Raw genomic sequence first — 19,956 nt, forward strand, 5'->3', positions numbered from 1 at the left:
AATGGGTGGCTTTTTTGCGTTTGGGGGTTAGGTGATGAGGCGTGGCAGTGTGGAGCGAAGAGTGATGTGTTCAGTCTCAGGGCGACTCTGATTGTGAGGGCTCTGCCTAGGGGAATGAGGCATTGAGACCACTGCATATTTTATTATCCTGTAGGCTAACTTCTAACTTCTAACTTCTAACTTCTAACTTCTAACTTCTAACTTCTAACTGCTAATGTCTAGCTTTTAAATTAACAGTCTGATTAGCAGAGGACTAGGTTAACCCCTCATTAGTACAGAGATATTCTTTTCCTGCCCATCTCGTTTTAACTTGTTTATTCCTTTATTCCTTATGAACTGAGCGGACTCTGTTTTGTAACCCATCATCCTGATTTTTTATTCCTCAAGTTTTCGTTTGGCCGTGATTTGAGGCGGTGTTAATCCTCCCTCAACGGTGCAATAACATTGTTATGTTGAATAAGTGTGTGGAATTTAAAGTAGTAAGTAACAGCTCACTTATCGAGGTTGGTTTAATCCACTGAAAAAATAAGAATAAATTAATCAGCTAGGGAGGGGTAGAGATGTTTGGCACTAGTTCATGCGGAAAGTGTAATGATATTGGTGTGGTGAATAGGCGTGTCGGATCTAGAGTAGTGAGTAACAACTCACTGAGTTGGGGGATCAAATGCAGTGTGAAGCTAGCGTGAGTTTGGCTGTAGAGTAAGGACTGAGCAAGGCATGAGGAAGTTGGGCATCTGTTCACTCTGAATGCACTGTGATATGGATGTGTTGAATGGGCATGTCGGATTTAAAGTAGTAAGTAACAACTCACTTGTCGGGGTTAGTTTAATATGCTAAAAAACAAAATTAAATCAATTACTTAGGGTGGTAGCTAAGCTGGGAGTAGAGACGTTTGGCACTAGTTTATGCGGAAAGTGTAATGATATTGGTGTGGTGAATGGTAGTGTAGGAATCAAAGTAGTGAGTAACAACTCACATTTCTAATGTAGTAACAGGAATGAGGAAAATTATTTGTCTTTACTGCTAATATGTCGCTAGCTTGCTTTATTGAGAGATAGATTATTTATAATTGATTAAAAATAATAATGACTAAATGAAACTACTTTACTTGTTTTTCCTTCTTTTGCCATAAAATATCTATCGGTTTAATGGTTTTTATGGTGTTAATTAGTTCATTAATAACGTCTGTTTTTTCATCAATAAACTCATAAATATCAATAGATAAAAATAAACTAATCAATTTTACTCATATAGAAAATTAATATTTCTTTAGCCAGTTTATGATGAAAAAAAACTCAATTGTTTATTTTTTTATATAAAAATTGTTAAATTGATGTTTCATTTACTTGCATTTATACTATTTTAAAGTAGTTAATATCATTTCAAGTTATCACGTTATAGATGAAGTTTGCTTATAAATGAAATTATCAAAGGAAATAGTTAGCGTTCGGATACGAAAGATAATCGACTAAGCGCGCTGTATTTCTGGTTAACAATGTCTGTGTACCAAAGGTGGATCAGATGAATAAAACAAAAAGTGCGAATCAAAAAATTTTTGATCAGATCCTTTCTGTGAATAAGCAGAAAGAGAATGAATTTAACAATGGCCAAGATGGCGCCACGATCCTTTCCTTACTTGTGATGTTCTTTGTTCCATTTTTACTGCTAAATGTCGTAAGAAATGCTGTTGGGATTGATTATAGTTTTGCTTCTGTTATTGGGATGCTGGCAATTAGTGGGATTATTACTATCGCACTGTTTAAGACATTAAAAATTAGCTCTCAATTTGCAGATAAACATATTGTTTTAGACCGATTGCTTTCTCGTTACACACCGAAAAATAAACAAGAATTCCAACAATTACAAGAGGAAAGAAAAACAAAATCTGCCGATTTTTATTCTCTTGTAGAAGATTGGGTTAATGTAGAAAAACAATACTATGCAAGATAGAACCGAATAACGATAATAAAAATATTCTTAAATATTATTAATATCCTTCTTTTCTCTACGCAGAAAGAAGGATTTTTTTTGTCTGACCTAAACCACCCACCTCCTTATGAGGCTGTCTTTTATACATAAGTCCTTCACATTATCTGAGAAATTTTTTTGAACTAAATGCTTAGCTTACGATCAGCTCTTCAACGGATTTAATTGGGGCTCCTGAGATGATGGAAAGTAATAATGAGCGGGCTAAAGAACAACATGCACATACTAAACTTGGAGAACCAAAAAGACCGGTCAGGTTTGTAATAAATGGCCTCAAACTTAGCTCGGTATCCAAGTAAATCGGTAGTAAAATCGTTTAGCTCACTGGCCAGTATGGAGGGAGATAGGAACGTTAACATATTCGCAGAGAATATTAGTGAAGCCATTTTTAGTGCGACAGTAAAACTGGTCACTGCTATTCCTTTCTTCTCGCGATAGAAGATGCTACCAAGCTACAATTATCGTCCTACTCAAGCAGATTTAGGGTATGTGAACCAAGGTAATCATCATCGAGGTTTGCTTACTCATAGCCTTTTGTTGTTTGCTCCTAAAACACTTAATATATCGGGTTAATTGAACAATAAAGATGGTCGCAAGACCTGAGGTATCCGTTGTAAGGGTTTAAAATGACCTTACAAAGAAAAAGAAGGTGATAAATGGGAAAGAGCATTATGTAATATCGCTGCTTATCTAGGCACCACGGTAGCTAATGTTATCGTGAAGCTGACGTCTAGAAAAAGAGGTAGATAAGTTTTACTCGAAAGATTGCTGATAGGGTTACACTATTAGCCTGTATCCTTATTGGAGCAATCACTGCGTGGTTTTAGTCTGACAATAACAAACGGCTCGATACACTGAACCGTTTGTTGTGGTAATAAAGTCAGATTTAGTGAGACTTACCTTGTTCAATACCCAAACCAATTTGTGAACGAATAAATTGCTCTTTAAAGCGTTCTCTTTCCATTTTCCCTTGTTCTGAATTGTCAGTAACAGAGAATAACCATGAGGCAACGAATGCAACAATCATGGAGAAGAAAGCAGGATATTCATATGGATAGATTGGTTTTTCATGATGAAGAATGCTGACCCATATAGTTGGACCTAGGATCATTAAGACAACGGCGGTAATCAGCCCTAACCAGCCTCCTGCTAATGCACCGCGAGTCGTGAGTTTGCGCCAGTACATTGATAGTAAAATAATAGGGAAGTTACAGCTTGCAGCGATGGAGAATGCTAAGCCGACCATGAAAGCAATATTTTGTTTTTCAAACAAAATACCAAGGCCAATTGCAACAAAACCTAAGATGACAACCGTAATTTTTGAAACGCGTAATTCATCTTTTTCGTCAGCCTTACCATTTTTTATTGCCATCGCATAAAGGTCATGAGATACCGCAGAAGCGCCTGCGAGTGTCAATCCAGCAACAACCGCAAGGATGGTGGCGAAGGCAACCGCAGAAATAAAGCCAAGGAAGAAATTGCCCCCAACAGCATCAGCAAGGTGAACTGCAGCCATATTAGTTCCGCCAATGAGCGCCCCAGCAGCATCTTTAAATGCAGGATTTGAACTGACAAGCACAATAGCGCCGAAACCAATAATGAAAGTCAGTATATAGAAATAACCGATAAATCCTGTTGCATAGAACACACTCTTACGCGCTTCTTTGGCATCACTTACGGTAAAGAAACGCATAATAATATGAGGAAGACCGGCGGTACCAAACATTAATGCCAAGCCAAGCGATAAGGCGGATATCGGGTCAGATACTAGGCCTCCAGGGCTCATAATAGAAATGCCATTCTTATGGATTTCTACAGCCTCTTTAAATAATGTATTGAAATTAAAGCCTACATGTTTCATGACCATAACCGCCATGAATGTTGCACCAGCAAGTAAGAGAATGGCTTTGATGATTTGTACCCATGTAGTTGCTAGCATCCCACCAAATAATACGTACAACACCATGAGAATACCAACGATAACCACGGCTACATGATAATTTAAGCCGAATAATAATTCGATCAGTTTACCTGCCCCAACCATCTGGGCAATGAGATAGAGTGCTACAACGACAAGTGAGCCAACAGCAGACAAAATACGAATTGGTCTTTGTTTTAATCGGTAAGATGCTACGTCAGCAAAAGTGTAGCGACCTAAATTTCGTAAGCGCTCGGCAATTAAGAATAGAATGATCGGCCAGCCAATTAAAAAGCCAATCGAGTAAATTAAGCCATCATAGCCAGAAGTATAAACAAGAGCGGAGATCCCCAAGAAAGAAGCTGCAGACATAAAGTCCCCTGCAATTGCCATCCCATTTTGGAACCCTGTAATTTTCCCACCGGCAGTATAGTAATCGGAGCGAGAACGTGTTCTTTTTGATGCCCAGTAGGTGATATATAACGTGAAGCCAACAAAAAGTAAGAACATGATAATTGCTTGGATATTGATAGGCTGACGTTCCACATCCCCTGTCAATGCGTCTGCAAACACGATTGATGAGGTAAAAAAGAGAATGAGTGAGAGCAATATTTTCATTTTTCTACCTCTTTTAAGATTTCTGCCGTTAAACGGTCATATTCACCGTTGGCACGAATAACATATAGCCCAGTTAATACAAATGAAATGACGATTAGCCCAACACCGACAGGGATCCCCCTTGTGATGTAAGAGCCTTCAGAGATAGGTGTACCTAACCAGCTTGGATCAAAAGCGATAAGAAAAATAAAACCTACATACAACACGAGCGTTATTATCGATAACAACCATGAAAAGCGACTACGTTTCCTGACCAATTCCTTGAAGCGAGGGTTATCCTCTACCTTTTCGTAAGCAGTAGCATTCATCAGAGTTCTCCTCTGTTATACTCGTCATACTTCAAGTTGCAGTGTCGTTGGCGGTGTTCACTCGTACTAGTCACATATCTATATATGCTCTTAGTGACTCATTCACTTGCCTTCTAGTTGCACCTCAAATTATTTAGAGTAAATCGTCTTATTGGGATGTATGTAAGGCCACCCGGTAAAGGCGGCCCTTTTGGCGTTATGACATACTCATAGACTGTTTTTCTTCGAGTAGTTTTTCGACAACACCTGGATCTGCCAGAGTGGAGGTATCTCCAAAGTTACTGGTATCTCCTGATGCAATTTTTCGTAGGATACGACGCATGATTTTACCGGAACGGGTTTTTGGTAATGAATCCGTCCAGTGAAGAACATCCGGTGTTGCAATTGGACCAATTTCTTTACGAACCCAATTGCGAACTTCTGTGTATAGCTCTGGAGATGGCTCAACCCCTGATATTAATGTGACATAAGCATAAATTGCTTGGCCTTTAATATTGTGAGGAATACCAACTACTGCGGCTTCAGCCACTTTTGGATGTGCAACGAGGGCTGATTCTATCTCTGCGGTACCTAAACGGTGACCTGAGATATTCAATACATCGTCAACACGACCTGTGATCCAATAATAGCCATCTTCATCACGGCGAGCACCATCTCCACTAAAGTACATACCTTTAAAGGTTGAGAAATAAGTTTGCTCGAAACGCTCGTGATCGCCAAATAAAGTACGGGCTTGCCCCGGCCATGAATCGACAATCACTAAATTACCTTCTGTAGCCCCTTCGATAGGCTCACCAAGGTTATCAACTAATGCAGGTCGAACACCAAAGAAAGGTAAAGTTGCGGAACCGGGTTTCAATGTTGTTGCACCGGGAAGTGGTGTGATCATGAAGCCACCAGTTTCTGTCTGCCACCATGTATCAACCACAGGGCAGCGGCTATTACCAATTTTTTTGTAGAACCATTCCCATGCTTCAGGATTAATGGGTTCCCCCACAGAGCCTAAGATGCGCAGAGAACTACGATCAGTGCCTTCAATGGCTTTATCACCTTCAGCCATTAACGCACGGATTGCAGTTGGTGCAGTGTAGAGGATATTGACTTGGTGTTTATCAACAACCTGACTCATTCTGTTTACTGATGGATAGTTAGGCACACCTTCAAACATTAAGGTTTTTGCCCCATTGGATAATGGCCCATATAACAAGTAACTATGGCCGGTAACCCAACCCACATCAGCAGTACACCAATAGACTTCACCTGGGTGATAGTCGAAAGTGTATTTAAACGTGAGCGTTGCATAAACTAAATAGCCCCCAGTGGTATGGAGGACACCTTTAGGTTTACCTGTAGAACCAGAGGTATACAGAATGAATAGGGGGTCTTCAGCACTGATTTCTTCAGGAGGACAGTCTGTACTGACACCTTTAACCACGTCATGCCACCATAAGTCACGTCCTTCAACCCAACTCGGTGGATTACCAGTACGCTGATAGACGATCACATTGGATACGGTGGTTACATGTGGGTTGGCTAGTGCATCATCCACATTTTTTTTCAGGGGGATTGCACGGCCTGCGCGTAGGCCTTCATCAGCAGTGATGATAAGCTTGGCTTTACAGTCAATGACACGACCAGAGACTGCCTCAGGAGAGAAACCCGCAAAAATGACTGTATGGATGGCACCAATACGAGCACAAGCTAGCATGGCTACAGCGGCTTCTACAACCATTGGCATATAGATAGCAACGACATCGCCTTTGCGGATACCTTGTTGCTTTAACACATTTGCAAACTGACAAACATCTTGATGCAATTCACGGTAAGTGACATTTTTTGACGATGATGGGTCATCGCCTTCCCAAATAATAGCTACTTGGTCGCCTTTTTCAGCCAGATGACGATCCAAACAGTTTGCACTTAAATTTAAAGTGCCATCTTCAAACCAACGGATATCGATATGTCCGGGGTCAAAAGATGTGTTCTTGACACGGGTGTACGGTTTAATCCAATCAACGATTTTTCCTTTTTCGCCCCAAAATCCTTCAGGGTCTTGAATCGAGCGTTGGTACTCATCGTTATACTGTTGTTCGTTTATCAGGGCATTTTTTGCAATTTCAGCAGGAACGGGATGTTTAGTTATTTGAGTCATATTATTATCTCCTTGCAGATGTTAATACTATGTCAAAAAATGGTTAACTAAAGCACGAAATATAAATTTGTTTTTCTTTTGCGCGGAAGATCACGTATTAATTGTAATGGGATTTGCAGAATTATCATTTGATGCTAAATATTAAATTAGTGTATTAACCTTAAAATATAGCAAATGTTAGAATTAAAGAAAAATAAAAGGCGGTGATATTGGTATTAGTTACTGTATAAGGGAGTTCTTGTAGCGAATGAGAAAACCCACATTTTTTTTATGGATTTGATAATGATTTTCATTAACAGTAAAATAACTATAATAGATAGTAATTCACAAGGTGCGAAGTTAAGCAAGTGCATACCCTATGAGCCTTGTGGTGAAAAATGAGAAACATAGCGGTATTTACGTCACTGGAGACAATAATATGAGTTATACATTACCTGCTTTACCTTATGCTTATGATGCGTTGGAACCACATTTTGACAAACAGACCATGGAAATCCACCACACTAAGCACCATCAAACCTATGTGACTAACACAAATACAGCGTTAGAAAAACTGCCAGAATTAGCAGGTTTGGACATCGATGTTCTGATTCAAAAATTAGATCAAATTCCAGCTGATCAGCGCACTTTTGTACGCAACAACGCTGGTGGTCACTCAAACCATAGTCTGTTCTGGAAAGGTTTGAAATTAGGTACTGAATTAAAAGGCGAACTGAAAGCGGCTATTGAACGCGATTTCGGTAGCGTTGATGCATTTAAAGAAGTATTTGAAAAAGCTGCTGCAACTCGTTTTGGTTCAGGTTGGGCATGGCTGGTTCTGAAAGATGACGGTAAATTAGCTGTTGTTTCTACAGCTAACCAAGATAGCCCATTGATGGGTGAAGCTATCTCAGGTGCTTCAGGCTACCCTATCATTGGTTTAGATGTGTGGGAACACGCTTATTACTTGAAATTCCAAAACCGCCGTCCTGATTATATTAAAGCGTTCTGGTCCGTTGTTAACTGGGACGAAGCTGCCGCACGTTTTGCAGCAAAAGCTAAATAATTAATTTTTTAATTAAATAGCGAGTGGGCGTAGCATCATAGATGCTACGCCTTTTTATTTTCCGGTGTATTGGATTGTTATCTGTCTTGGCATTCTTTATGATGAAGTCTCTATCGCTATTCAAATGGAGAATATCGTCAATGTCATGTTTACCCCAAGTTTTTATCGGTAAAGTCCAAGAGACTCAATCTTGTGGTCAAAGTGCGATCCATAAACAGGCTGCGGATGGTTTGCTGGCTTTAGGGCAATTAGGGCTAGAAGGGGATGAACAGGCAGAAAAACGTTTCCATGGTGGGCCAGATAGAGCCCTATGCCATTATCCACGTGAGCATTATCATTATTGGTTGAACGCTTACCCTGAGCTTGAGGATTTATTTGTTGCCTCTGCATTTGGGGAAAATATATCAACACAGGGTATGACCGAAGAAAACGTATTTATCGGGGATATTTTTGCATGGGGTAATGCGCGGATACAGGTCACGCAGCCTCGCTCTCCATGTTATAAGCTTAATGGGCTTACGGGGATCGAAAACTTTGCACAGTTGATGCAAGAGCGTGGTTGCTGTGGGTGGCTTTATCGGGTGATAAAAACAGGAAATGTCAGCGAAAACGAACCATTAACGCTATTAAGCCGTAATAGTGACGTTTCAGTACAAGAAGCGATTATGATTGCTTTTCATGCCCCCTATGATGAACAACTCTATCAGCGGTTGCTAAGTGCAGCTGGGTTATCCGCAAGCTGGAGTTTAACCATGCAAAATCGCTTAGAACACCACCAGATTGAAGAATTTAGCCACCGTTTGTTTGGAAAACGGGGCTAGGTTGCCGTATCTCAAAGTTAGACATGCCTAATTTTTAATTAGGCGTTTTTTTTTTGGCGTTCCGTTAATTTTTTACTTTATTATTTACTCAATTCACTACGTTTACTTTGTAGTTCGTTTTGTAATTGCGCTAATTCTGATTCAATTATAGGTATTGCCCTTTTTAAATGAGCTAGCTCTAATTTATAGATTGAAGGCATTTCATTATCGCTCAAGATACGCTGATTATCTGAGGTACTACCACGGATTAGCTTGTCATAATCGTTTTGTAATTTCTCTGTAAGCTGTGTTAATTGCGATTTTAACTGAGTTAATGCTTTAAATTTATTTGGGTTATGTTGATAACTTGAACTGAGTATATTATTTCTCGACTTTTCTATATCACTTTTTAATTTCGATAGGTTAGCCATTAGCCCTGAATATTCTTTATCATTTGGTCTCCAATACGGTTCTTTATATAAGTCATTAATAAATATATCAACTTTAGCTTTTATATTCTGGGTGTTTTCCTTAAGTTCAATAACTCTTTTTTGCTTTATCGTTTTATTTTTGGTCATTAGTTCAATGATATTGAGCGTATTGGCTCTTTGTGGCGCATTGCGTCTGATCTCATGAATAGAGGCATCAGATAATTTATTAAATGCCATTGTGTATGCCTTATGGATACAGAGAGACTTGTTTTCAATAACGTTAGAGTGCTGAAGTGTTAAGGTTTTATTTAGTCTACTAACAGACTCTTGGATATTATAGTAATTGTTAACGGTAAGTTTTTCAGATGAATTGGAGATGTTCTTTAGGAGTTTTTTTATATCAGAATGGCTGATTTTTCCTTTTTTATCCGCTTGGTTAACAGCGGTTTCAAAAAAACACTCAAGTGATGAAGTTGATGGAGTCTGTGGTAATTCTGTACGCATGATATTCTCATTTTAACGGTAGAGGATAATTTTCATGTTTACATAAAATTATTAAAAAAGGCTTTCATTAATACCCCAAAATTATCTGTTTTTTATAATAGGGTCTTTGTTGGCTCGTACGATAAAGCTGAATATAGGTGCGAAAGAATAAATATCGAAGAGGACATTTTTTGAATTTTGAGTAAGATAACGATTTCAAACCTCCAAGCACAAAGGTTGGTAAAAACGTATGCTGCAATATGATTTAAATGATCTCTATTACTATGTGAAAGTCGTTGAGCATGGTGGTTTTTCCCAAGCGGGTTTAGCTCTTGGGGTTCCTAAATCTAAGTTAAGCCGACGTATTGCAGATTTAGAGAAAAAGCTAAATGTTTCTTTAATTTATCGTTCAACTCGCCAATTTCATGTCACAGATGTAGGGCAGGTTTTTTATCAGCAATGTAAAAATGTGGTGGATGAAGCCGAAATTGCTCACGAATTGATTTGTTCTGTTCAGTCTCACCCGAAAGGTACGATAAAACTGTCTTGTCCTGTTGCATTGTTGCAAGTGTATCTTAATGAATTACTTGTTGATTTTATGGCGCAATACCCAGATATCGATATTCAGATATTGGCAGTTAATCGCCCTGTTGATGTGATCAGTGAAGGGCTGGATTTGGCAATTAGGGTGCGTTCTTTACCTCTTGATGACTCCGGTCTAATGATGAAAGTGCTGGGGTATTCTCGCAGGATATTGGTTGCAAGTCCGCAGTTATTTGTAGAACGAGGGGCACTTATTGAGCCTGAAAAGCTGGTGGATTACCCGATGTTAGCGAATACAGAGCACTCGCAAAACTATACGTTAACACTGAAAAATAGCGATGACCTGAGTTTTACACAGCATTTCACCCCTAAATTAGCCACAACTGATGTGTTAACGTTATACCGCGCGGCACTTAAAGGGATTGGCATTGCAAGGTTGCCTTATGGCGTGGTGGAAAAGGAAATTGCCTCAGGGGACTTGGTGGAGGTATTACCTGAATGGCGTTTCCCTGAAGATATTATTCATGCGGTTTATCCATCTCGCAAAGGGTTGTTACCATCAGTACAATTATTATTGAATTATTTAGCAGATAACATTTCACCGTCAGTAAAATAACCCCCCAATAGCCTAAGGTTATCGAGGGGTCATACATTATTTATTGTGTTTCAGGAATACGGCCAAATTTGCCGCTGTTGAAGTCATTTACAGCTTTATTAATTTCGTCCATGCTATTCATAACAAATGGGCCGTAACCAACAACCGGTTCGTCAATCGGGTCACCGCTTAGCAGTAATACTAAGGCATCTTCTGTTGCTTCTAGCACAATGTTGCTTTCTGTATTATCAAGGATCATCAGTTCACCTTCATTTAAGGCAGAACGCCCATCAACAAATATTGAACCGCGTAGCATGACTAACCCTACGTTACGACCTGATTTTGTCTGTATGCCAACAGTTTTTCCCTGATTGAGTTGTAAATCCCAAACATCTAACGGGGTATAGGTTTTGGCTGCCCCTTTGTGGCCTAAATAATCCCCTGCAATCACACGCAGTGTGCCTGCTTCGTTCGGCAGTGTGACTTTTGGCATAGTTTGGCTTTCCAATAACTGGTAGCCGGGTGCCGCTGATTTGTCTTTTGCAGGTAAATTGACCCACAGTTGCACCATATCAAGAGTGCCACCTTTTTTCATAAAGGCATCAGACTGATATTCTTGATGCAAAATACCCGATGCCGCAGTCATCCACTGAACATCGCCTGGACCTATCACACCGCCTTCACCAGTAGAATCATGATGAGCTACTTCCCCATCATACACTATCGTAACGGTTTCAAACCCACGATGAGGGTGCTCACCAACTCCTCGATTCTTTGCTTCTGAGCTGGGGAAATTGAAAGGACCTGCTCTATCGAGTAATAAGAATGGGTTGAGGTATTTCCCATGGTTATCGTAAGTAAACATTGAACGGACAGGAAAGCCGTCTCCTACCCAATGGCTACGAGGAGATTGATAGATACCAATAATTTTTTTCATGGTTTTGCTCCTAAACTGTTTTGATGACTGAATAATAAAGGAGCAAATCATTCGGCAGTAGGGGCAAAAATAGGTTTCATTGTTCCAATAAAAGAACAATCAAGGTTGAGGTTATTATCCTATTTATAGAACAGAGTTTATCAAAATCCAGACTACTCAGCTTAAAACTGATGAATTAATCTAAATAACACGAAAACGGAGCGGTTATCGTTCTATTTTTGATTCTAAATAAATTTCTGACTTCATCGATTGAGAGGCTTTATCATGAGTATTCCAGCAAACTTTAATGGCCAGCGCCCTGTTATTAACCCAAACGATGCTGTGATGTTATTAATTGATCACCAAAGTGGGCTTTTCCAAACTGTAGGTGATATGCCAATGACTGAATTGCGTGCTCGCGCATCTGTACTGGCTAAAATGGCTTCACTGGCAAAAATCCCAGTGATCACTACGGCTTCTGTACCTCAAGGCCCCAATGGTCCGTTGATCCCAGAAATTCACCAAAATGCACCACATGCACAATATATTGCACGTCGTGGCGAAATTAATGCATGGGATAACCCTGAGTTTGTGGCAGCGGTAAAAGCGACAGGCAAAAAACAACTGATTATTGCAGGTACCATTACTAGTGTTTGTATGGCTTTCCCTGCGATTAGTGCGGTGATGGATGGTTACCAAGTATTTGTTGTTATCGATGCATCAGGTACTTATAGCAAGATGGCACAAGAAATTACCTTGGCTCGTGTGGTTCAAGCAGGGGTTGTCCCTATGGATACAGCCGCGGTTGCTTCTGAGTTACAAGGCACTTGGAACCGTGAAGACGCTGCTGAATGGGCAATGGCCTACACGCAAATTTTCCCTGCTTATCAATTATTAATTGAAAGCTACAGCAAAGCGCAAGATGTTCTGAAAAATAATGAGCAATTAGATTCTGAACGTTAATTCGCGATAACCCCCACATTTAACTTACGAAATTAATTCAGGCAGCTTAATGACTGATAAAGCTGCCTATTTGTAATTGAATTTTAAGGAAATATGATGAAAAAGCTTACATTACCTTTGCTGGTTTCTTTGTTTGCGCTTGGTACAGCACAGGCCGCAGACTATAAATTAGATGCAACTCATACTAAAGCCGTGTTTTATATTGACCACTTTAATACTTCTACCAATAGTGGCGGTTTTCACAATATCACCGGAGATATGAGTTATTCTCCGGAAAAACAAACTGGTAGCGTCAGTGTAAAAATTCCAGCGGAGACCTTAAATACTGGGTTATCAGCATTTGATAATCATATTAAAAGTGAAGATATGTTAGATGTTGCAAAATATCCGACCATTGAGTTCAAATCGACTAAATGGAATTTTGCAGACAACAAACCTGTTTCTATTGATGGTGTGTTGACTATGAAAGGCCAATCACATCCAGTTCAGTTAAAAACTACCAAATTCGGTTGCTATTTCAGTCCAATTTTTAATGCTGATGTGTGTGGTGGTGATTTCGAAACCACTATTGACCGTACGCAATGGGGGGTTGATTTCCTAGTGAAGGATGGCATGGCCAAAAATGTCACTATCCAAATTCAAGCCGAGGCTATTAAACAGTAATTGATGGGGAGTTAAAGATTTATTATGTTGAGTTTTACACGAAAAAATACGTTTGTGACATCGACATTATTTGCTGTTGCACTGACTCTTGGTACCGCACAGGCGGCGGAATATAAAGCTAGCGATAAAGAAGGCCCAATTAAAATTGTGAACTTGGATGAATTAGAAAGCCAAGTTGCCAAAAGTATGGATAAAGGTGCTTTTGGTTATATTCGTGGTGGTGCTGAAGATGAATTGAATCTGAAGAAAAATACGCAACATTTTGATAATAAATATATTATGCCAAGAGTGATGCAGGGAATTGAAATTTCAGATATCGACCTTTCAACTGATTTTTTAGGAATTAAACTAAAAACCCCTATTATTCAAGCGCCGATGGCGGCCCAAGGATTAGCACATAAAGACGGGGAAATTGCGACAGCAAAAGGTATGGCTAAAGCAGGTTCTATTTTCTCGTTAAGTACCTACGGTAATAAAACAATTGAAGAAGTGGCTGAAGTTTCAGGGGAAAACCCGTTCTTTTTCCAGCTTTATATGAGTAAAAATAATGCATTTAACGAATTCACGTTGAAGAGAGCCAAAGCAAGTGGTGCTAAAGCGATTATTTTAACCGTTGACTCTCCAGTTGGTGGGTATCGTGAAGATGATATTCGTAATAACTTCCAATTCCCACTAGGCTTTGCCAATTTAGAGCTATTTGCTAAGCAAAATAGTGATGGTTCAAAAACAGGTAAAGGTGCAGGGATCAGTGAAATTTATGCGCAAGCAAAACAAGCCTTTACACCAGCAGATATTCAATACGTGAAAAAGTTATCAGGATTGCCAGTAATAGTTAAAGGTATTCAATCGCCCGAAGATGCTGATGTTGTGATCAAAGCAGGTGCTGATGCGATTTGGGTCTCTAATCATGGTGGTCGCCAGTTAGACAGTGGTCCCGCGTCTTTTGATGTATTGCCGTCAATTGCTAAGGTCGTTAATAAACGTGTTCCAATTGTATTTGACAGTGGTGTGCGTCGCGGTTCACACGTATTTAAAGCCTTAGCAAGTGGGGCAGATGTTGTGGCTGTAGGCCGTCCTATTTTATATGGCTTAAATTTAGGTGGTGCTGAAGGCGTAAACTCGGTGATCCAGCAACTGAATAAAGAACTTTCTATCAATATGATGCTAGGCGGGGCCAAAAATATTGAAGGAGTTAAAGCGACGAAGTTGTATACCGACAAAGATTTTCAATAATTAAAGTCAAACTCATTGGTTAATAAAAAACGGGAAAATTTTCCCGTTTTTTTATTCATTAATAAACCAATATTTAAGCTGTAAACCCGCCATCGATATTTAAATTTGCTCCCGTTATATAAGCAGCAGCTGGGCTAGCTAGGTACAATACAAAATCAGCAATCTCATCAGCGCTAGCATAGCGTTTTAAAGCCATTATTTGTTTTAGACTATCTGCGAACTCGCCTTGTTCTGGATTCATATCAGTGTTTACAGGACCTGGCTGAACATTGTTGACAGTGATCCCTCTAGCAGCTACATCTCGAGCCATACCTTTTGTTAAGCCAATAATAGCTGATTTACTCATTGCGTAGGCAGCTCCACCTTCGAATGGAACCCGTTCTGAGTTAACACTACCAATGTGAATTATTCGTCCATTATTATTCATAACAGTTAGGGCTGATTGGCTAGCAATAAATAAGCTGCGTACATTTAGGGAATAGGAGCGATCAAATGATTCTAGAGGGAGAGTTTCTACTGAGCCAAATTCAAGAATACCAAGACTGTTAATTAAAATATCAATAGAACCAAATTTATCAAATGATTGTTTGATTGCAGCTATAATTTCATATTCATTTGCACTATTGGCTTTTATTGCCATGACTGTACCGGAATACTGGGCTGTTTCAGTGATCAACAATTTTGCATTTTTATCTGATGAGGCGTAGGTGAAAGCAACATTTGCACCTTCTTTGGCTAGTTTTTTTACTATAGCAGCGCCAATACCACGTGATCCGCCTTGGACAATAGCATGTTTATTTTTGAATAACATAGAATGACCTTATTAGTTAAATAATTTAAAAATCACTAAATAAGGTATTTAATAGATAAAAGAGGATAGACTCCAGATAGAAAAGTAGAAGGAGTTTGTGAAAATAGTTGGCTATGTGTTAATGAAAGAAAGCGCTCACCCATTGATGAGTAAGCGCTTTTTATTTGATTAGCGTTATGGGCGTTTTACAAAACCAATAGCTTCATACACTTTATCTAAAGTTTGTTGTGCACGAGCAGACGCTTTAGTCGCTCCTTCATCCATGATTTGATTCAGAAGCGCTTCATTATCGCGGAATTCATGATAACGAGTCTGTAAGTCAGTCAACATGCCAGAGACGGATTCTGCAACAGCACCTTTAAGGTGACCGTACATTTGGCCTTCAAACTCAGCTTCTAGCTCTGCAATTTTTTTACCAGTGACACCTGACATAATATCTAACAGGTTAGAAACGCCAGGTTTGTTTTCTAAATCATAACGAATGCGTGGTGGCTCTTCTGAGTCCGTCATGGCCCGTTTGATTTTCTTCACAACCGATTTTGGGTCTTCGAGTAGAGCAATGACGTTATTGCGGTTGTCATCAGACTTAGACATTTTCTTGGTTGGGTCTTGCAGTGCCATAATTCGTGCACCGCCACCTGTAGGGATGAAAGGGTCAGGAACAGTAAATATATCACCATAAATTGCATTGAAGCGTTGGGCTATGTCACGGCTTAGTTCAAGATGCTGTTTTTGGTCAATCCCAACAGGAACCTGATTAGTTTGATAAAGCAAGATATCAGCAACCATCAAAACGGGGTAGTCAAACAGGCCTGCGTTGATATTTTCTGCGTGACGCGCTGATTTATCTTTAAATTGGGTCATACGGCTTAATTCGCCGAAATAGGTATAGCAGTTTAATGCCCAACTTAATTGTGCATGCTGTGGGACATGAGACTGTACAAAAATGGTGCTTTTTTTCGGGTCAATCCCACAGGCTAAATAGAGCGCAAGTGTATCGAGGGTTCTTTTACGCAGTTCGACAGGGTCTTGGCGAACAGTGATAGCATGTTGGTCAACGATACAGTAAATGCAGTCATAGTCGTCTTGCATTTGTACCCACTGACGTAATGCACCCATATAGTTACCGATGGTTAATTCACCGGAAGGCTGTGCGCCGCTGAATACGATAGGTTTTTGGGGTTGCTGTAAATTTTCAGTGGGAGTGCTCATGTTTGTTATGTCCTTGCTTATTTTATTTCAGATAAACCAATTGTGGGTAACAAGCCTGCAAAGTGTGTCAAGACACAGTCAGGTTCGCTCAAAGCAATAGATTCACCGTAGTTATAGCCGTATGTCAGCCCGACACTCGGGCATCCTGCGCTTTGTGCTGCAATAATATCATTACGGGAATCGCCGACAAAAAGCAATTCTTCTTTACGTAAACCGAATGTGCCCATTGTTAAGTAAAGGGGAGCAGGGTGTGGTTTTAGGGCTTTTACATCGTCACTACCCAATACAAGAGAAAAATAGCTATCAATGCCTAATTTTTTTAGTAGTGGAGCAATAAACGGCGTAGCTTTATTTGTGACGATCCCCATCGGTATGTTGTGTTTTGCTAATTGTTCTAAGGTTTCTTTTACTTCAGGGAATAGCTGACTACCTGTTGTGACAGAAACTGCATAGAATTTATCAAAACTGGCTCGAGCTTTTTTTTGTAATTCAGCTGTGATGTCGGCTCCTGCCCAAGAAAGCGCGCGTTCAACGAGAACATCAACCCCGTTACCTACCCAAATAGAGACGCGCTCTTTACCTGCTGGAGGAAAACCAAACTCTTTGAGCATATTATCGATGGCTTCAGCTAAGCCACCGGCACTGTCAACGAGAGTACCATCTAAATCAAAGGCAATCGCTTTAATATCTTCTAATACAACTTGAGTCATTGAGATACCTTTTGTAGTTCGTTACGCATCGCATCGATGACTGTTTTATAGTCTGGTTGATCGAAGATGGCTGAGCCTGCAACAAAGGTATCCGCTCCAGCCGCCGCGATTTCTGCAATATTGTTCACTTTCACACCGCCATCGACTTCCAAACGAATATCATAGCCACTTTCATCAATAAGTTTGCGGACTTGGCGCAATTTATTGAGGGTTTGTGGGATAAAGGATTGACCACCAAAGCCTGGATTAACTGACATCAGTAAAATCATATCCACTTTATCCATTACATAATCAAGGTAACTCAGTGGTGTTGCTGGGTTAAATACCAACCCCGCGGTACAGCCATGTTCTCTGATGAGTTGTAATGAACGATCAACATGTTCACTGGCTTCAGGATGGAAGCTTATATGAGTTGCACCTGCTTTGGCGAAGTCAGGGATAATCCTATCAACAGGTTTTACCATGAGGTGGACATCAATCGGCGCAGTAATACCGTAGTCACGCAGGGCTTTACAAATTGGAGCACCAAAAGTTAGGTTAGGAACATAATGATTATCCATTACGTCAAAATGCACGATATCAGCACCAGCTGCAAGAACATTGGCGGTATCTTCGCCTAAACGAGCAAAGTCAGCAGATAAAATAGATGGGGCAATGAGAAAGTTTTTCATTATCGTCTCCGATTATTAATCGTTATCTGAGAGCCATTCAGCACTAGTCACAAGGCTTTGCATTTTTTTGTCAGTTTTTCTAGGAGAAAGGCTATTAGGTTCCCCCGTATATAAAGCCAGTAATTCATTGACTTTGCTACGGTTTAATATATTTCTACTAATGGTACGACGTACTTTTACAATATGTAATTGAGCTTGATGATACCACTCTCTGGTTAACGGGGTATCATGATTCGATATCAGCACTGGGATCCTGTTTTCCGTTGATAACTTCTGTGCCAAAATCGCTAAATTTTGTTGCTCGCTCGCATTAAAGGAATTGGTATGATAAGCCGTAAAATTGGCAGTATCAGATAAAGGAGCATAAGGCGGGTCACAGTAAATGACGGCACCTTCTTTAGCATTGAGCAAGGTCTCGCCATAGTGCTGGGTAATAAATGTTGCTTTTTGCGATTTTTCAGCGAACCACAGTAATTCTTCTTTAGGGAAATAGGGCTTTTTGTAGCGACCAAAAGGCACGTTGAACTCACCGCGTGAATTATAACGGCATAACCCATTATAACAGTGACGATTTAAGTATAAAAAAAGGATACTACGTCTTTCAGTGTCATTGGATTGGTTAAAGGCTTCACGCATTAAATAGTATTGTTCTGAAGTATTATATTCAGGTGTGAAGATTTGCTGGGCCTCTTCGATAAAAGAATCAGCATGGTCTTTAACAGTATTATAGAGGTTGATGAGGTCACTGTTGATATCTGCCAGCATGTAAGAATCATAGCTAGTATTTAAAAACACTGACCCTGCACCAACAAAAGGCTCAATTAAGCAATCACCTTGTGGAAGATGTTTTTTTATTTCTTCCACAAGGGGGTATTTACCCCCAGCCCATTTTAAAAAAGCGCGTTTTTTTTTCATGCCGTCTTATTATTACAATCGTTTAGAGTAAAAACATTCATACTCTGTCAGGACAACACAATGCGCCCGGGGAAAAACGTTGTTATTTTTGATCCTGTTTGACTTGTTTCATATTTCTAACCCACGGCTTTTTCGCTTGAACAGCAGAAGGTAGAGTTGCTATTGCATTTTTTGCGTCAGTGACTGAATTATAATTACCGTGAATGAGAACATACCAAGTTTGCCCATTACGAATAGTTTTGTAGACCTTGTAATTGGCAAGTTTGTTTTCTTTAGCAAATGCTTCCAGCGTATCTGAACGGCTTGCACTACTAAGTTGCAGAGTGTAGGTACCCGCAGGAGCTGACATGACATTGCTGCCATGGTTATTGGCCGCAGCCTTAGTCGGTTGCTTAGGTTGTACCGGATGTTTTGGCTCAACCACTTTCGCAGGGGTTTTTTCAGGTGCTGTTGGCGGTGCCACAGGTTGCTGTTCTGCAGGTTTGATTGCTGGCGGTGTTACATTTTGTGGTTGTGTTGTTTCAGCGGTTGGTGTTTGGCCTTGATTTAAAGCATCTACCACATCACCTGGGATTTCGATCCGCTCACCCAAGCCATTAGGTTGAGTTTTTGGCTCACCTTGAGTTGGTGTCGGTGTGATTTGAGATCCTGAGATTTCTTGTGCCTGACCCGTCTGAGCTTGCTCTTGTGAGTTTGTCAAAGAGGATGAGTTAGACAAATCAATATTTTGTTGGTTGTTAGTGCCGGTTGTTTGCAACTTTTCATGCTCAGTAGGCGCTTTTAACGCAGAACTGATCGCAATAATGAGTAGTAATAAAACTAAAACACCGACACCAATCATAATATGTTGGCGTGAGAGTGCTAATTTAGGCTTTGTAGCAGCGGATTGGCGTGAACGCCCTGTCGGTCTATCTGATGTATCTGGCCTAAGATCATTTTGGCCTTGATTATCTGGTTTAAATTCGTCCATCTTCCTCTCCCGA

Annotated in this window: 18 protein-coding genes and 1 pseudogene; 8 read left to right on the forward strand and 11 right to left on the reverse strand. The window is 40.0% G+C overall.

The window, feature by feature from the left end; genetic code table 11:
- The first annotated feature begins 1,521 nt into the window (after positions 1-1,521).
- Together P3L56_RS00350 and P3L56_RS22595 are read left to right on the forward strand one after the other, a co-directional pair.
- Complete coding sequence (locus P3L56_RS00350) at positions 1,522-1,950, forward strand: hypothetical protein (protein ID WP_129467221.1); 429 nt, start codon at positions 1,522-1,524, stop codon at positions 1,948-1,950.
- A gap of 215 nt (positions 1,951-2,165) precedes the next feature.
- Positions 2,166-2,703: pseudogene (locus P3L56_RS22595) on the forward strand (IS4 family transposase); the annotation flags it as partial.
- A 169-nt stretch (positions 2,704-2,872) separates the two neighbouring features.
- Here P3L56_RS22595 and actP read toward each other — a convergent pair.
- The 3 genes from actP to acs form a co-directional block, all read right to left on the reverse strand.
- Complete coding sequence (gene actP, locus P3L56_RS00355) at positions 2,873-4,522, reverse strand: cation/acetate symporter ActP (protein WP_166685575.1); 1,650 nt, start codon at positions 4,520-4,522, stop codon at positions 2,873-2,875.
- Complete coding sequence (locus P3L56_RS00360) at positions 4,519-4,830, reverse strand: DUF485 domain-containing protein (protein ID WP_004906633.1); 312 nt, start codon at positions 4,828-4,830, stop codon at positions 4,519-4,521. The genes actP and P3L56_RS00360 overlap by 4 nt, the downstream gene beginning before the upstream one ends.
- A 196-nt stretch (positions 4,831-5,026) precedes the next feature.
- Positions 5,027-6,982: an acetate--CoA ligase gene (gene acs / locus P3L56_RS00365; protein WP_042848644.1), complete on the reverse strand. Its 1,956-nt coding sequence runs from the start codon at positions 6,980-6,982 to the stop codon at positions 5,027-5,029.
- A 418-nt stretch (positions 6,983-7,400) separates the two neighbouring features.
- Here acs and sodA point away from each other — a divergent pair, with 418 nt between their 5' ends.
- Together sodA and yiiM are read left to right on the forward strand one after the other, a co-directional pair.
- Entirely contained in the window at positions 7,401-8,027 is a 627-nt protein-coding gene (gene sodA, locus P3L56_RS00370; protein WP_042848668.1) for a superoxide dismutase [Mn], read from the forward strand.
- A gap of 140 nt (positions 8,028-8,167) precedes the next feature.
- Positions 8,168-8,848 (forward strand): 6-hydroxyaminopurine reductase, encoded by a 681-nt coding sequence (gene yiiM, locus P3L56_RS00375; RefSeq protein ID WP_042848643.1) that lies wholly within the window; start codon positions 8,168-8,170, stop codon positions 8,846-8,848.
- A gap of 80 nt (positions 8,849-8,928) precedes the next feature.
- Here yiiM and P3L56_RS00380 read toward each other — a convergent pair whose 3' ends face one another.
- Positions 8,929-9,762: a hypothetical protein gene (locus tag P3L56_RS00380; protein ID WP_210831438.1), complete on the reverse strand. Its 834-nt coding sequence runs from the start codon at positions 9,760-9,762 to the stop codon at positions 8,929-8,931.
- A gap of 232 nt (positions 9,763-9,994) precedes the next feature.
- Between P3L56_RS00380 and P3L56_RS00385 the strand changes: the two genes are divergently transcribed.
- Positions 9,995-10,900: a LysR substrate-binding domain-containing protein gene (locus P3L56_RS00385; protein ID WP_042848667.1), complete on the forward strand. Its 906-nt coding sequence runs from the start codon at positions 9,995-9,997 to the stop codon at positions 10,898-10,900.
- Positions 10,901-10,940: 40 nt separating this feature from the next.
- Here the strand turns inward: P3L56_RS00385 and P3L56_RS00390 are convergent, their stop codons facing one another.
- Entirely contained in the window at positions 10,941-11,816 is an 876-nt protein-coding gene (locus tag P3L56_RS00390) for a pirin family protein (RefSeq protein WP_042848640.1), read from the reverse strand.
- A 264-nt stretch (positions 11,817-12,080) separates the two neighbouring features.
- Here P3L56_RS00390 and P3L56_RS00395 point away from each other — a divergent pair, with 264 nt between their 5' ends.
- The 3 genes from P3L56_RS00395 to P3L56_RS00405 all read left to right on the forward strand — a co-directional run bounded on the left by P3L56_RS00395 (position 12,081) and on the right by P3L56_RS00405 (position 14,654).
- Positions 12,081-12,758 carry a hydrolase gene (locus P3L56_RS00395; protein ID WP_042848639.1) on the forward strand — a complete coding sequence of 226 codons (678 nt, stop codon included), beginning with the start codon at positions 12,081-12,083 and terminating at the stop codon, positions 12,756-12,758.
- A 96-nt stretch (positions 12,759-12,854) separates the two neighbouring features.
- Positions 12,855-13,421 (forward strand): YceI family protein, encoded by a 567-nt coding sequence (locus P3L56_RS00400; protein ID WP_042848638.1) that lies wholly within the window; start codon positions 12,855-12,857, stop codon positions 13,419-13,421.
- 24 nt (positions 13,422-13,445) lie between these two features.
- On the forward strand, positions 13,446-14,654 hold the full coding sequence (locus P3L56_RS00405) for a lactate oxidase (protein WP_071547560.1): 1,209 nt from the start codon (positions 13,446-13,448) through the stop codon (positions 14,652-14,654).
- 73 nt (positions 14,655-14,727) lie between these two features.
- On the opposite strand, the gene P3L56_RS00410 is transcribed toward P3L56_RS00405, so the two are convergent.
- The 6 genes from P3L56_RS00410 to P3L56_RS00435 form a co-directional block, all read right to left on the reverse strand.
- The gene (locus tag P3L56_RS00410; protein WP_166685573.1) at positions 14,728-15,465 is read right to left on the reverse strand and encodes a 3-oxoacyl-ACP reductase family protein; all 738 of its coding nucleotides are present in this window, start codon (positions 15,463-15,465) and stop codon (positions 14,728-14,730) included.
- A 174-nt stretch (positions 15,466-15,639) separates the two neighbouring features.
- Positions 15,640-16,677 carry a tryptophan--tRNA ligase gene (gene trpS / locus P3L56_RS00415; protein ID WP_042848635.1) on the reverse strand — a complete coding sequence of 346 codons (1,038 nt, stop codon included), beginning with the start codon at positions 16,675-16,677 and terminating at the stop codon, positions 15,640-15,642.
- Between the two features lie 17 nt (positions 16,678-16,694).
- Positions 16,695-17,387, reverse strand: a complete 693-nt coding sequence (locus tag P3L56_RS00420; protein WP_042848634.1) for a phosphoglycolate phosphatase — start codon at positions 17,385-17,387, stop codon at positions 16,695-16,697.
- On the reverse strand, positions 17,384-18,058 hold the full coding sequence (gene rpe / locus P3L56_RS00425) for a ribulose-phosphate 3-epimerase (protein ID WP_004263207.1): 675 nt from the start codon (positions 18,056-18,058) through the stop codon (positions 17,384-17,386). Before rpe ends, P3L56_RS00420 begins: the two co-directional genes overlap by 4 nt.
- Before the next feature lie 15 nt (positions 18,059-18,073).
- The gene (gene dam, locus P3L56_RS00430) at positions 18,074-18,973 is read right to left on the reverse strand and encodes an adenine-specific DNA-methyltransferase (protein WP_048605600.1); all 900 of its coding nucleotides are present in this window, start codon (positions 18,971-18,973) and stop codon (positions 18,074-18,076) included.
- Between the two features lie 82 nt (positions 18,974-19,055).
- On the reverse strand, positions 19,056-19,943 hold the full coding sequence (locus tag P3L56_RS00435; RefSeq protein ID WP_166685572.1) for an SPOR domain-containing protein: 888 nt from the start codon (positions 19,941-19,943) through the stop codon (positions 19,056-19,058).
- Positions 19,944-19,956 lie beyond the last annotated feature (13 nt).

Origin of the sequence: Providencia sp. PROV024, from assembly GCF_032709665.1 — a bacterium.
In the GTDB taxonomy this organism is placed as follows: Bacteria; Pseudomonadota; Gammaproteobacteria; order Enterobacterales; family Enterobacteriaceae; genus Providencia; species Providencia huashanensis.

What these genes read in the sequence shown, in the direction of transcription:
- P3L56_RS00350 (WP_129467221.1), top strand. Translation starts at nt 1,522, where the DNA reads ATGAATAAAACAAAAAGTGCGAATCAAAAAATTTTTGATCAGATCCTT.
- actP (WP_166685575.1), bottom strand. Translation starts at nt 4,522, where the DNA reads ATGAAAATATTGCTCTCACTCATTCTCTTTTTTACCTCATCAATCGTG.
- P3L56_RS00360 (WP_004906633.1), bottom strand. Translation starts at nt 4,830, where the DNA reads ATGAATGCTACTGCTTACGAAAAGGTAGAGGATAACCCTCGCTTCAAG.
- acs (WP_042848644.1), bottom strand. Translation starts at nt 6,982, where the DNA reads ATGACTCAAATAACTAAACATCCCGTTCCTGCTGAAATTGCAAAAAAT.
- sodA (WP_042848668.1), top strand. Translation starts at nt 7,401, where the DNA reads ATGAGTTATACATTACCTGCTTTACCTTATGCTTATGATGCGTTGGAA.
- yiiM (WP_042848643.1), top strand. Translation starts at nt 8,168, where the DNA reads ATGTCATGTTTACCCCAAGTTTTTATCGGTAAAGTCCAAGAGACTCAA.
- P3L56_RS00380 (WP_210831438.1), bottom strand. Translation starts at nt 9,762, where the DNA reads ATGCGTACAGAATTACCACAGACTCCATCAACTTCATCACTTGAGTGT.
- P3L56_RS00390 (WP_042848640.1), bottom strand. Translation starts at nt 11,816, where the DNA reads ATGAAAAAAATTATTGGTATCTATCAATCTCCTCGTAGCCATTGGGTA.
- P3L56_RS00395 (WP_042848639.1), top strand. Translation starts at nt 12,081, where the DNA reads ATGAGTATTCCAGCAAACTTTAATGGCCAGCGCCCTGTTATTAACCCA.
- P3L56_RS00400 (WP_042848638.1), top strand. Translation starts at nt 12,855, where the DNA reads ATGAAAAAGCTTACATTACCTTTGCTGGTTTCTTTGTTTGCGCTTGGT.
- P3L56_RS00405 (WP_071547560.1), top strand. Translation starts at nt 13,446, where the DNA reads ATGTTGAGTTTTACACGAAAAAATACGTTTGTGACATCGACATTATTT.
- P3L56_RS00410 (WP_166685573.1), bottom strand. Translation starts at nt 15,465, where the DNA reads ATGTTATTCAAAAATAAACATGCTATTGTCCAAGGCGGATCACGTGGT.
- trpS (WP_042848635.1), bottom strand. Translation starts at nt 16,677, where the DNA reads ATGAGCACTCCCACTGAAAATTTACAGCAACCCCAAAAACCTATCGTA.
- P3L56_RS00420 (WP_042848634.1), bottom strand. Translation starts at nt 17,387, where the DNA reads ATGACTCAAGTTGTATTAGAAGATATTAAAGCGATTGCCTTTGATTTA.
- rpe (WP_004263207.1), bottom strand. Translation starts at nt 18,058, where the DNA reads ATGAAAAACTTTCTCATTGCCCCATCTATTTTATCTGCTGACTTTGCT.
- dam (WP_048605600.1), bottom strand. Translation starts at nt 18,973, where the DNA reads ATGAAAAAAAAACGCGCTTTTTTAAAATGGGCTGGGGGTAAATACCCC.
- P3L56_RS00435 (WP_166685572.1), bottom strand. Translation starts at nt 19,943, where the DNA reads ATGGACGAATTTAAACCAGATAATCAAGGCCAAAATGATCTTAGGCCA.